This window comes from Actinocrinis puniceicyclus (assembly GCF_018283645.1).
GTDB classification, from domain to species: Bacteria; Actinomycetota; Actinomycetes; order Streptomycetales; family Catenulisporaceae; genus Actinocrinis; species Actinocrinis puniceicyclus.
In genome coordinates this window covers 75,759-88,684 of sequence record NZ_JAGSXH010000012.1, presented here as the reverse complement: position 1 = coordinate 88,684, position 12,926 = coordinate 75,759, and the positions used below count along the sequence as shown (strand labels likewise).

The 12,926-nt window shown below is 70.5% G+C and carries 11 protein-coding genes; 6 read left to right on the top strand and 5 right to left on the bottom strand.

The features are described from left to right. From KGA66_RS05800 to groL, 4 genes are all read left to right on the top strand, one after another. On the top strand, positions 1-640 hold a 640-nt coding region (locus KGA66_RS05800), incomplete at its 5' end, for a pyridoxal-phosphate dependent enzyme (RefSeq protein WP_211465331.1). An 83-nt stretch (positions 641-723) separates the two neighbouring features. After that, positions 724-999, top strand: a complete 276-nt coding sequence (locus tag KGA66_RS05795) for a ubiquitin-like small modifier protein 1 (protein WP_211465341.1) — start codon at positions 724-726, stop codon at positions 997-999. 556 nt (positions 1,000-1,555) lie between these two features. Further along, the gene (locus KGA66_RS05790) at positions 1,556-1,756 is read left to right on the top strand and encodes a cold-shock protein (protein ID WP_211465330.1); all 201 of its coding nucleotides are present in this window, start codon (positions 1,556-1,558) and stop codon (positions 1,754-1,756) included. Between the two features lie 356 nt (positions 1,757-2,112). After that, entirely contained in the window at positions 2,113-3,738 is a 1,626-nt protein-coding gene (gene groL, locus KGA66_RS05785; RefSeq protein ID WP_211465329.1) for a chaperonin GroEL, read from the top strand. Positions 3,739-3,859: 121 nt separating this feature from the next. On the opposite strand, the gene ptsP is transcribed toward groL, so the two are convergent. From ptsP to KGA66_RS05765, 4 genes are all read right to left on the bottom strand, one after another. Continuing rightward, entirely contained in the window at positions 3,860-5,548 is a 1,689-nt protein-coding gene (gene ptsP, locus KGA66_RS05780; protein ID WP_211465328.1) for a phosphoenolpyruvate--protein phosphotransferase, read from the bottom strand. A 17-nt stretch (positions 5,549-5,565) separates the two neighbouring features. Further along, entirely contained in the window at positions 5,566-5,832 is a 267-nt protein-coding gene (locus tag KGA66_RS05775) for an HPr family phosphocarrier protein (protein ID WP_211465327.1), read from the bottom strand. Positions 5,833-5,947: 115 nt separating this feature from the next. Beyond that, on the bottom strand, positions 5,948-6,418 hold the full coding sequence (locus tag KGA66_RS05770; protein ID WP_211465324.1) for a PTS sugar transporter subunit IIA: 471 nt from the start codon (positions 6,416-6,418) through the stop codon (positions 5,948-5,950). Positions 6,419-6,442: 24 nt separating this feature from the next. Then, positions 6,443-6,826 carry a PTS sugar transporter subunit IIB gene (locus KGA66_RS05765; RefSeq protein ID WP_211465340.1) on the bottom strand — a complete coding sequence of 128 codons (384 nt, stop codon included), beginning with the start codon at positions 6,824-6,826 and terminating at the stop codon, positions 6,443-6,445. 148 nt (positions 6,827-6,974) lie between these two features. Between KGA66_RS05765 and KGA66_RS05760 the strand changes: the two genes are divergently transcribed. Together KGA66_RS05760 and KGA66_RS05755 are read left to right on the top strand one after the other, a co-directional pair. Then, entirely contained in the window at positions 6,975-7,757 is a 783-nt protein-coding gene (locus tag KGA66_RS05760) for a GntR family transcriptional regulator (protein ID WP_211465322.1), read from the top strand. Positions 7,758-7,776: 19 nt separating this feature from the next. Then, positions 7,777-9,162, top strand: coding sequence for a PTS transporter subunit EIIC (locus tag KGA66_RS05755; protein ID WP_211465320.1), 1,386 nt, complete (start codon positions 7,777-7,779; stop codon positions 9,160-9,162). A gap of 306 nt (positions 9,163-9,468) precedes the next feature. On the opposite strand, the gene KGA66_RS05750 is transcribed toward KGA66_RS05755, so the two are convergent. After that, entirely contained in the window at positions 9,469-12,849 is a 3,381-nt protein-coding gene (locus tag KGA66_RS05750; RefSeq protein ID WP_211465318.1) for a glucodextranase DOMON-like domain-containing protein, read from the bottom strand. Between the last annotated feature and the right edge of the window lie 77 nt (positions 12,850-12,926).

The following is a 12,926-nucleotide window of genomic DNA, read 5'->3' as shown; positions in this document are numbered from 1 at the left end:
GGGCTGGGGCTTCGCCAACATCAACCTGCGGCCCTATTACGCCGAGGGATCCAAGACGCTGGCTTACGAGATCGCCGAGCAGCTCGGCTGGCGGCTGCCGGAGCAGATCGTGGTCCCGATCGCGTCGGGCTCCCAGCTCACCAAGATCGACAAGGGTTTCAAGGAACTTATCGAGCTCGGCCTCGTCGAGGAGCGGCCGTACCGGATCTTCGGCGCGCAGGCGCAGGGCTGCTCTCCGATCTCGGCCGCGTTCAAGGCCGGCCAGGATGTGGTGCGGCCGGTGCGGCCCGACACCATCGCCAAGTCGCTGGCGATCGGCAACCCGGCGGACGGTCCGTACGTACTGGATGCGGTGCGGCGTACCGGAGGCGCGGTCGATGACGTCGATGACGTGCAGATCCTGGACGCCATCAAGTTGCTCGCCCGCACCGAGGGTGTCTTCACCGAGACCGCGGGCGGCGTCACCGTCGGCGTGCTGCGTAAGCTCGTCGAGAACGGCGTGCTCGACCCCGGCGCACAGACCGTGGTCATCAATTCCGGCGACGGGCTCAAGACCCTCGACGCGGTCGCCGGCGCCGGTGTCGGCGTCACGGCCACGATCAAGCCCTCGCTGGCCGCCTTCCGCGCCGCGGGCCTGTGATGCCGACCGGCCCCGCCGACCAGTCCGAGCAGTCCGAGCAGTCCGAGATCCGCACCGGCCCGACTCAGAAGGAGCCCGCCGCCATGGCCGTCACCGTCCGCATCCCGACCATTCTGCGCACCTACACCGGAGGCGCGGCCGAGGTGGCCGTCGAGGGCGCGAACCTCGCAGCGGTCATCGACGCGCTGGAGGCCGCCTATCCCGGTATCCGGGCGCGTGTTCTCGACGAGTCCGGCAGACTGCGCCGCTTCGTGAACGTATACGTGAACGACGACGATGTCCGTTTCACCGAGGGATTGGCCACGGAGACCAAGGACGGCGCGACGCTCTCGATCATTCCGGCCGTGGCCGGCGGCTGAACCCGATCGGCTCGCCGGCCGCGTGGGACGCCGCCCGGGAAACGGTGCCGTTGCGCAACCACCCCCGGTTCCGGAACGGCGCCGCGCGGCTGTTACGCTGACATCGTTGTCGCCCGCGTCCGGATCCATCCGGCGCGCTGTCGCAGGGTCCGAGTGCCCGTTGCCGCTGATCCCCACTCAGCCCCGGCGCTCCTTACGGGAGCGTCCGTGAACTGAGATGATCAGTAACCGTCCGATTACGGTTTCTTGATCGCGCGCCCACTTCGCCGGGATTCGACATGGTTTGTCATGGCGCGAATTTGCATCAGTGCTGCGAGTTGCAGTTCCGATGACCTGTTGCGCCCGGGGTGGTTGAGGATACTCTCAGCGCCGGTCGCACAGTTCAGCGAGGCCGTGCCGAAAGTGGTCGAAGGCTGCTATCGGCGCGGTGCGAGTAGAACACAGCAGTCATCACCGGCCCTGGCTCGATTCGCGAGACGGAGGGGACGGGGGGACGAACGACCCGAATCCCGCGCCCGCGGGATAGATGGAAAGGGCCGGCAGCAAGGAGTAGGGAATGGCTCAAGGCACCGTCAAGTGGTTCAACGCGGAGAAGGGCTACGGCTTCATCGCGGTCGACGGTGGCGCGGACGTGTTCGTCCACTACAGCGCGATCCAGATGGACGGGTACCGCACCCTGGAAGAAGGACAGCGGGTCGAGTTCGAGATCTCGCAGGGCCAGAAGGGTCCGCAGGCCGACATGGTCCGCGCGCTGTAGTAAACCAGACCTGTCGTCACAGGCAAAGCGCTACGCAACGAAGGAATCCGGCAGGCGCCGGCCCTTGAGGGCTGCCGCCTGCCGGATTCATGTGCGTACGGCGACTTGTGAGCGGGGTGGCGGGGTCGAGTCCGTGTCGCGACACCGGCGTACCGGCCTGCCGTCGCACCGGCGTACCGGCTGGTGAGGCCGTTCGGCTTGCACTCAACTGCGCCGAGTGCTAATCATGGGAGCTGGCACTCCCTGTGGGAGAGTGCTACCGAAGAGCTTCCACTGGTGAGGTGCGCCTACCGCACCGGCCGTCGCGGGCGCCCGTGGGGCACGTGATACGTCCCTTCTGTGGGAGGACAGTACCTATGGCTAAGATCATCGCGTTCGATGAGGAGGCCCGTCGGGGTCTTGAGCGCGGGATGAACCAGCTCGCGGACGCCGTGAAGGTGACGCTCGGCCCGCGCGGTCGCAATGTCGTGCTGGAGAAGAAGTGGGGCGCGCCCACGATCACCAATGACGGTGTGTCCATCGCCAAGGAGATCGAGCTCGACGACCCGTACGAGAAGATCGGCGCGGAGCTGGTCAAGGAAGTCGCCAAGAAGACCGACGACGTAGCGGGCGACGGCACCACCACCGCCACCGTGCTGGCCCAGGCGCTGGTGCGCGAGGGCCTTCGCAACGTGGCCGCCGGCGCCAACCCGATCGCGCTCAAGCGCGGCATCGAGGCGGCCGTCGAGCGGGTCAGCGAGGAGCTTTCCGCGCTGGCCAAGGACGTCGAGACCCGCGAGCAGATCGCCTCGACCGCCTCCATCTCGGCCGCCGACCCCGCCATCGGCGAGCTGATCGCCGAGGCGATGGACAAGGCCGGCAAGGAAGGCGTCATCACCGTCGAGGAGAGCAACACCTTCGGCCTCGAGCTCGAGCTCACCGAGGGCATGCGCTTCGACAAGGGCTACATCAACTTCTACTTCGCCACCGACCCGGAGCGGCAGGAGGCGGTGCTCGAAGAGCCCTACATCCTGATCGCCAACCAGAAGATCGGCAACGTCAAGGACCTGCTGCCGATCCTGGAGAAGGTCATGCAGTCCGGCAAGCCGCTGCTGATCATCGCCGAGGACGTCGAGGGCGAGGCGCTGGCGACCCTGGTGGTCAACAAGATCCGCGGCACCTTCAAGTCCGTCGCGGTCAAGGCCCCGGGCTTCGGCGACCGGCGCAAGGCCATGCTGGGCGACATCGCGATCCTCACCGGCGGCCAGGTCGTCACCGAGGAGGTCGGCCTCAAGCTCGACTCGATCGGCCTGGACCTGCTCGGCCGCGCCCGCAAGATCGTCGTCACCAAGGACGAGACCACCATCGTGGACGGCGCCGGCGACGCGGACGCGATCGAGGGCCGCAAGGCGCAGATCCGCGCCGAGATCGACAAGTCGGACTCGGACTACGACCGCGAGAAGCTGCAGGAGCGGCTCGCGAAGCTGGCCGGCGGCGTGGCCGTCATCAAGGCCGGCGCGGCCACCGAGGTGGAGCTCAAGGAGCGCAAGCACCGCATCGAGGACGCGGTGCGCAACGCCAAGGCCGCGGTGGAGGAGGGCATCGTCGCCGGCGGCGGCGTGGCCCTGCTGCAGGCCGCGACGAAGGCCTTCGAGAAGCTGGACCTGGCCGGCGACGAGGCGGTCGGCGCGAACATCGTGCGCATCGCCGTCGAGGCGCCGCTCAAGCAGATCGCGGTCAACGCCGGCCTCGAAGGCGGCGTCGTGGTGGAGAAGGTGCGCAACCTGGAGCCGGGCTTCGGCCTGGACGCCTCCACCGGCGAGTACGTCGACCTGGTCAAGGCCGGCATCATCGACCCGGCGAAGGTCACCCGCTCCGCGCTGCAGAACGCGGCGTCGATCGCGGGCCTGTTCCTGACCACCGAGGTGGTCATCGCCGACAAGCCGGAGAAGGCCGCGGCCCCGGCCGGCGGCGGCATGCCCGGCGGGGACATGGACTTCTAAGTCCCCTGCGACGAAACGCCCCCGGGCCCCGCGCGGAGCCCGGGGGCGTTTTCATGCATTGATACGCCGGCCGCGCCCGCTCGGTGCGCGCAACCTCGTCTCAGAGGTCGTTTGAACCGGGTCAGCGCAGCGCGGCGCGGGCCAGCTCCCGGCACTGCCGCAGGGTGTGCTCGGCCAGCGCCGCACGCACCTCGGGGATCGCGGACGGGGCCATCGACAGCGAGGTGACGCCGAGCCCGACCAGGACCGGGGCCAGCCGCGGATCGGCCGCCGCCTCGCCGCACACGCCCACGGGTTTGCCGCAGGACCGGCCCGCGGTGCCGGTGAGTTCGATCAACCGCAGCACCGCCGGATGCCACGGGCTCTGCAACGCGCCGAGCGAGCCCATCATGCGGTCCGCCGCCAGCGTGTACTGCGTCAGATCATTCGTGCCCAGCGACACGAAGTCCACCTGCGACAGCAGCGGGCCGGCGCGCAGCGCGGCGGAAGGCACCTCGATCATCGCGCCGACCATCCGCAGGCCGTGCGCCCGCGCCTGCTCGGCGAACCAGGCCGCGTCGTTCTCGTCGGCGATCATCGGCGCCATCACCCACAGCTCGGCCGCGGCGCCCTCCGCGGCTTTCGCGAGCGCCGCCAGCTGCGTGTCGAGCAGTTCCCGGTACTCGCCCCGGAACGCGCGCAGCCCGCGTACGCCGAGCGCCGGGTTCGGCTCCGAGCCGAGCGGTAGGAACGGCAGCGGCTTGTCCGCGCCGGCATCGAGCGTGCGTGCCACGACGCGGCGGCCGGGGAAGCCGTCGAGCACCGCGCGGTAGGCGTCGACCTGGGTCTCAAGCGTAGGCGGAGTCGTGCAGCCCAGGTAGAGGAACTCGGTGCGGAACAGCCCCACGCCCTCGGCGCCCGCCGCGACCGCGGCCGCGACGTCCCCGGGGCCGCCGATGTTCGCCAGCAGGCTGATCGGCACGCCGTCGGCGGTGCGGCCGGGACCTGTCGCGGTGGCGGCGCGTTCCCGTGCGCGATTGCGCTCGGCCGCGGCGGCCAGCAGCCGCGGCGTCGGGTTCGCCGTCACGGTCCCCGCGGCCGCGTCCACGAGGACCGGGGTTCCGTCGGCCAGGTCCAGCGCCCCGGCGACGCCGACCACCGCCGGGATGCCGCGCGCCCGGGCCAGGATTGCGGTGTGGCTTGTCGGGCCGCCCTCCTGGGTGACCAGCGCGAGCACCTTGGCCAAGTCGAGCAGCGCGGTGTCGGCGGGGGCCAGGTCGAGAGCCACCAGCACGAAGGGCTCGGGCGGGTCCGGCACCCCGGGCATCGGGACGCCGGTGGCCGCGGCGACGGCTCGCGCAGCCAGGTCGTCCAGGTCGCCGACCCGGTCGGCGAGGTAGCCGCCGGACGCGGCGAGCATGTCGCGATAATGCCCGAAGGTCTCGAAGACGGCGCGCTCGGCGGTCAGGCCGGCGGCCGTGCGCTCGCCGATCCCGGCGAGCAGCGAAGGGTCCTCGGCCATCAGCGCCTGGGCGTCGAGGATGTCCGCGGCTTCCGGCCGGTCCAGTTCGTCGCGCGCGACGCCGGCGCGGCGGGACAGTTCCCGGGCGACCGCGCGCAGCGCCGCCTCGGCGCGAGCGGCCTCCTGCGCCGGGTCCGCGCCGGGCCGCGCGGTCGCGGACGGCTCGGGCGGGCGGGCGGCCATCCGAGCCACCGGCCCGGCGGCCGTCGCGCCGCCGACGCCGAGCCCGCGCAGCCGGCCCGCGTCCTGCGTGAGCGGCGCGGCGGGCGCGCCCTCTGCCTCGCCCTGCGGGCGACCGCCTGGGTTCATCCTCGGCCCTTGACCTTCTAACCTTCGAGATCGGCGCTCAGCAGCGCCGCGAGTTCGTCCAGTGTGTGCTCCGCGCCGGCGCCGTCGGCGGCGATGACGACCTGGTCGCCCTGGCGCACGTCCAGGCCGAGCACGGCCAGGATCGAGCGCGCGCTGACCGGGTCCTTGCCCTGCTTCGCGATGGTCACCGGGACCGCTGCCGCGCTCGCGGCCTTGACGAACACGGCCGCCGGGCGGGCGTGCAGTCCCACCCGGGACGCCACGGTGACGATTCGCTCTGGCATGTCGGCTCCTCGGCTGCTCATTCGACTGGGAACAGGGGCGATGCTACGCGTACTGAACCAACGTGCAGGAACCACGCGTTGAACGCGCCCGCCCCAGGCTGCGCAGCACCCGAGCTCATGCTCGTGCCACCCACTGGAAGAGCGTGCGCCCGGGTTCTATCGCCCCGGCCGCCACCGAACACACGGCCACGGCCGTGGCGTCCAGCGCGATCACGGGGCACACCGGGGAGAGCCCGCGTGCCTCGATCTCGGCGGGGTTCCACCGCACCACGGGGGTTCCGGCGCTCAGCCGCGCACCCTCGGCGGCCAGCAAGTCGAAGCCCGCGCCGTCCAGGTTCACGGTGTCGATCCCCAGGTGCACCAGCACCCCGCGGCCGTCCGTTCCGGCGACCACGAAGGCGTGCGGTTTGAGCTTGACCAGGGTGCCCGCGATCGGTGAGACCACGGTCAGGGGGCCGCGCTCGGGGTCGACCGCCGCTCCGGGGCCGACCATCGCCTGCGCGAAGACCGGGTCCGGCACGTCGGCCAGCGCGATCGCGATCCCGGCCAGCGGCGCGCCGACGAAGAGGACTGTGGTGGTGTCCATTCCGGTGTGTCTGCGGTCCGAGCCTCAGAGCAGGTCCTCGATGTCCATACAGAGCGTGTCCGCTTCCGGACCGACCACCACCTGTACCACCGTGCCCGCCTTCATCACCCCGTGCGCCCCGGCAGCTTTGAGCGCCGCGTCGCTGACTTTGGAGCCGTCGCGGACCACGGTGCGCAGCCGGGTGATGCACGGCTCGATCTCCACGATGTTGTCGGCTCCGCCGAGCCCGGCGATGATCGCCTCTGCCTTGTCCATCATTCGCTCCACTACGGGTCGGTTACGCTCGCCGCGCCGGGACGGCTGTTCGGCATCCGGGACCTTGACAGCTACTGGTCCTCGGTGGTCTAGTCCGGTCCAGACACTAGCGTGACCGACTTCACAGGAACAGGGCTGTCTCACCACAGCCATCGCGACAAAACGCGCAAAGCAGCACCAGCGGAACGCGAAACCATCGCAGCGACCATACTCACCGAGCCCGTCCAAGGGTCTCCCGAACGCACCACCGCCCGAACGCACCACCGCCCGAACCCAGCACCCACCGAAAGAACGGCCCCCGATGCAGATCAGTCCCCGCAGCCCGGTGCCCAAGCACCAGCAGTTGCGCGAGATCCTGATCAATCTCATCGACGCCGAGCTCGAACCGGACAGTCCCATCCCCTCCGAGCGCGACCTCGGCGAGCGGTACGAGCTGTCCAGGATGACCGTCCGTCAGGCGATCAACCAGCTGGTGGCGGACGGCCGGCTGTACCGGGTCCGCGGCCGCGGCACATTCGTGGCGAAGCCGAAGATGGACCTGCAGATCCGGCTGGCCTCCTTCACCGAGGACATGACCCGCCGCGGGATGGTCCCGGCCTCGCGCACGCTCGGCTTCGAGCGGATCGAGGCCACCCCGGTGCTGGCGCGCCAGCTCGAACTCAACCCGGGGGAGCCGGTGGTGCGGCTCGCCCGGCTCCGTTATGCCGATTCGATCCCTATGGCGGTGGAACGCACCCACCTGCCGGAGAAGCGTGTGCCCGGCCTGCTCAGCCGCGGGACTCCGCACTCTCTGTACCAGACCCTCGCCGACGAGTACGGCCTCAAGCTCACCTGGGGCGAACAAGTCATCGAGGCAGGCAATCCCGAACCGGAGGACGCCACGCTGCTGGAGATCCCGCCCGGCGGGGTCGTGCTCCGGATGTCCCGGCGCAGCTACGCCGGCGACGTGCTCATCGAGTACGCCGTCTCGGCGTACCGCGCCGACCGGTATCAGCTATGGGTACCGCTCGAAAGGCCCGCACAGCCGATCACCAATCCCCGCGCGGCGCGTCCGGCAGGCGACGTCGGCACTACGCGCGGATAACCCTCTCGGAGGACCGTCCATGACCGCGGCCACAGCCGACGGGCTGCCACCCCAAGCGCCCACGAGTAATCCCGTACTAGCCACCCTTCAGCGCATCGGCCGCTCACTGATGCTGCCGATCGCCGTCATGCCCGCCGCCGGTCTGCTCATCCGGCTCGGCTCCGACGACATCCTCGGCGAGCGCGCGGTGCCCGCCGATCCGACGCAGCACGGCCTGTACCTCGCCACCGCTACCGGCTGGCACTGGCTGGTCTACGTCGAGCAGGTCTTCGCTGCGGCAGGCAACGGCATCTTCAACTTCCTGCCGCTGCTGTTCGCCATCGGCGTCGCGATCGGTTTCGCGCGCCGCGCCGACGGCTCGACGGCCCTGGCCGCCGCGGTCGGGTACCTGGTCTACAACGAGGTCACCGCCGCCGTGTTCGCGATGCCGGCCGGCAGCGCGTGGCGCAAGGACTGGGCGGCGCCCTTCTACGGCAAGGACCCGAAAACCGGCGTGGTGGCGTATTCGGACGTCATCTCGCACAATCCGACCTACGTGCTCGGCGGCATCTTCGTCGGGCTCATGGCGGCGATGCTGTACCAGCGCTACTACCGGATCAAGCTGCCTGCGTACCTGGCGTTCTTCGGCGGCCGCCGCTTCGTGCCGATCGTGACGGCGTTCGCCGCCGTCGGGCTGGGCGTGGTGATGGGCCTGATCTGGGAGTTCGCCGCGGTGCCGATCAACAACCTGGGCGGGGTCGCGGCGCGTAACGGCACCGCGGGCGCCGGCCTGTTCGGGTTGATCAACCGGCTGCTGCTGCCCTTCGGGTTGCACCACATCCCGAACAACCTGGTGTGGACCTCGGCTGTCGGCGGCACCTGTCACGCGAACGGCGTCCCCTACAACGGCGACCTGACCTGCTTCTTCCACGGTGACAAGAGCGCGGGCATGTTCATGACCGGATTCTTCCCGATCATGATGTTCGCGCTGCCGGCCGCGGCGTACGCGATGACCCGCGCGGCGCGTCCGGACAAGCGCAAGCTGGTCGGCGGCATCATGCTCTCGGCGGCGCTGTGCTCCTTCCTGACCGGGGTGACCGAGCCGATCGAGTTCGCGTTCCTGTTCGCCGCGCCGCTGCTGTTCGGTGTGCACGCGGTGCTCACCGGCGTGTCGCTGGCGGTGTGTCAGGCGCTCGGCGTCCACGACGGCTTCTCGTTCTCGGCCGGTCTCTTCGACTACGTGTTCAACTACGACATCGCGACGAAGCCGCTGCTGCTGATCCCGATCGGCCTGGTCTTCGCGGCGCTGTACTACGTCCTGTTCACCTTCGCCATCAAACGGTTCAACATCCAGACCCCGGGACGAGAACCCGACGCCGACGAGGAGGCCGGTACTGCGGTGCTCGCCGAAGCGCCGGTCGCCTGACCACGGGTTGACCGCCGCGCCGTCGGCGAACGCAAGCACGTAGAGTACGTAACGGCGGCCGGCAAGAGCGCCGCTTGTCGAACGTAGCGCCAACCCACATCACGACCCCCGTCTTCGGCCCTCGCGACCAGGGCCGGAGACGGGTTGTTCTTGGCGGCCGTTCCGGAGCGAACAGCGGGGACAGCGGACCGAACGCACACGCCGCGCCGCGAGCGGGCGCCACCCGTGTCACAACAGCAGGCCCCTGGCACCTCCGCGACGGAGGAACCAGGGGCCTGAGCCGCACTGCGACCCTCTGGCGACCGGTTACTGGGCGGTCACTCCATGCAGCACCACCGGGCCGAGCGTCGGATCCAGCTCGGTGGCTTGGGAGACTCCGCTCGGTGTGATCGTGTCCATCACCTTGGGGACCGCACCCGGGTCCACCGAGCAGATCGATGCCGTGCCGCCGGGGGCGCACACGCCGAACGTGTACGGCTGCGGCGCCGCCGCGAAGGCTCGGGCCTGGTCCGCGCTGTAGCCGTCCTGACCGGTCAGCGCCAGGGCGAAGGTCCAGCCCGCGGTCGGCGTGCCGAACTGCGCCTCGGGCAGCGCGATCGTGATCGTGTTGGAGAGCGTGGAGGCGACCACCGCGGTCGGCGTGCCGACCTGGTCGGCACTCGGGTCCACCCACACCGGCGAAGCGAAGCCCTGGACCTCGATGCGCTGGCTCCACGCGTCCGCCGGCGCGATCGTGTAGTTGCGCTGCGGGTAGGCCGCGGCCGTGGACGTACTGGCCGCGCCGGGCGCGTGGACGTACACGTCGAGCAACTGCGCTCCCATGACGTTGCCGAACGTCGGGGTCAGCTTGTCCAAGGTCGTGCGCAGGTAGACGGTGCCGTTCGCGGTGATCACCTGGAAGCGGGTCAGGTCGAACGAGCCCGGGCTGAACGAGGATGAGGTCGGGTACTGATACGTGCCCGGTCCGTCGTCGTCGCCGGCCGGGTCGGTGACGTCGAGCACGCTCGTGCCGCCGACCACGTCGCCGACCACCGCCGTCTGCGCGTAGCCGGTCGCGCCGGACGTCGTCGTCGCCGCGACGGTGATCACGTTCGTGCCGAAGCCGACGGCCACCGGCGCCGAGAACGCCCCGGACGAATCAGCGGTCGTCGTCGCCGTGGTCGCCGCCGCGCCGGTGTCCGTGTCATCGGAGGCGATGACGACCGAGGCGCCGGGTGCCGTCGTGCCGGTGACCGTCGTGCCGCCGCCCTCGATCGTCGCGCCGGACGCCGGCGCGGTGATCGTCACGTTCGCCGCACCTGGCGCGCCGTGCGTGACGTAGCGCGCGGCCGTCAGACCGGGGCGGTCGACGATCCGGTTGGTCCCCAGGTCCACGATCAGCCGCAGCTCCTGCGCCTGAGCCCAGGTCAGCGGCGAAGCGGAGCCGGCCGGGCGGCCGTTGTCGAAGCCGATCGAGGCGGTGGCCGGGTCGCTGCCGAACGGCGCGGCCGGCAGGCTCGGGTCCTCCCACACCTGCTCGGGAACCAGCCCGATCCCGGAGGCCGACTTGATCATGAAGGAGAGCAGCGCCGAGGCGCCGGAGGGGTTGTTCTCGGCGAGGTCTGATTCGGCGCGTTCCCCGGAGAGCACCGGCCACAGGTGCCCGGTGCCGACGTCCGTGGTCGGCCACGGCTCTCCGCCGACCGTGCACGAGGTCTGGCTCTCGACCGTCGAGCAGTCTCCGTAGCCGTCCGCGCTGCCCGCGCTCGCCGCGTTGCCGTAGCGGTAGTAGCCGGTGCCGGTCGCCGTGGTGACCGAGATCTGCTTGTCCAGCACGGAAAGCGAGTTGCGGAACATCGGGTCGGTCGGCGCGAGCTCGCCGAGCCGCACCAGTTCCTGGAACCCGCCGTCGATCACCGAACGCTGATCCAGCGTCGGGCCGCCGTTGCCCAGGTTGTAGGTGGTCGCGGCGTTCGGGTCGCCGGACTTGGACAGCCGGATGAAGTACGGGTTCGAACTGTCCGGGCCGGTCGTGGTGACCGTCCAGTTCTCGATGCCGCGCTGGAAGTCGTCCGCGGCGGCCTGGTAAAGGGCCGCGTCGGCGGCGTCGCCGTGCCGCTTCGCGATCGCCGCGGCGGCGGTCAGGCCGGCGATCTCGGCCGCGATCGTCGAAACCGAGTACCCGGACTGCTCCTCCCAGCGCTCGACGCCGAACGAGGGGCCGTGCGAGACCAGGAAGTCCGCGGCCGGCTTGATGTGCCGGGACCACAGGGCCGCGTCGCCGCCGAGCCCGGAAAGGTACGCCATCAGGATCGGGTACGCGGTCTCGTCCAGTTGGTCGCCGCCGGTGTCCGGTGCGGCCCGGCCGTTGACCAGCGAGTTGCGCGGCAGCTCCCCGTCGGGCCGCTGCTGCTCGGTCAGCAGGAAGCGGGTCGCGGCGCGAGCGGTGGCCAGGTCGCCGTCCGCGAGCAGGCCGGTGAACGCCTCGTACAGGTCGCGCGCGAACACCTCGCGGTAGGAGCCGAAGTACACCGGCCTGCCGTTGACCGAGGCGCCCGCGTCGACCGCCTGGCCCCACGGCGAGGCGAGGGAGGCGACGAGCGCGCCCGGGAAGGTCTTGTCCTCGCTGGCCTTGAGCACGTTGGCGTCCAGCAGGTACGTCCGGCGGATCGTGCTTTCATCGAACCCTGTCACGGACTCGGGTGCGGGCTTGAGCGACCGGTCGTAGTCGCGCCAGGTGTCCGTGTACGCGGCGCGCACCGCCGCGAACGGCTCGCGCAGCGAATCCGAGGCCGTACTCACCGCGCCGGCCCGGGTGCGGCCGAAACCGAGGGAGAGGGTGAAGGCGCGCTCGCGGCCGGCTCGGGCGTGGCGCGGCGTCACCTCTTCGGTGGCCACGATGTGGCCGTTCGGAGCGGACGAGGCCGGGGTGAGGGCGTGGCGCGTGTCGAGTTGCGTCAGCCCGTCGCCGGCCGTGCCCGCGTAGCCCACGGACGCCGGGCCTGCTGAGCCGGCGGTCAGCGCCATGTACGTAGGCACCGCGTACGTGCGGTTCGCGGCCTCGCTGACCGTCGAAGCGTCGTAGACCACGGGCACACCGCTCGCCGCGTCCACGACACCGGTATCCGCGCCCGCGTTGGCGGTACCGCCGCCGCCGTTGCCGTTCACGTGCGCATCGAGGCGCGCGAAGATGCGCAGCTTCGTCACGTCGGTGCTGCTGCCCGGCGTCGGTGTGATCACAGTGTTCATCAGGACACTGTCGCGCCGGGGATCGGCGATGTAGGTGGTGGCCAGCCGGTAGCCGTGCTTGGCGTCGGTCGAGGTGATCGTGCAGACCATGCCGGTCTCGTCGGACCGCGCCGTGTACGTCGTGTCGCGGGTCTGCAGGTCTGTGAAGGAAGACCCGTCTGTCACGATGTATTGCAGGGTACTGACGTTGGTGTTGTCGATCGTCGGCTCGTAGACGTCGGACAGCACACCGTCCGCGACGGTGTACCAGACCTTGGACGTCGTGTCGCGCGCAGTACCGAGGCAGTCCTTGCGCGCTAGGTCGAAGTGGGAGGGCGCGCCCGGCGCCCCGGTGGCCGTGACCGCCGGATCCGGATCGCCCGGCGCCGTGCCCGCGTGGGCGGCGCCACCGGCCGCGAGAACGGCGAAGGCGGTGGCTGACGCGAGCGCGGCCGACCGCCTTCTGGAGGGTCTTGTCATCGTTGACCTCATGGTGACAGACGGAATGTTGCGCACTGTCGTCGACAGTGCGGTGAGCGCCCGGGTCAGGGCTCGCC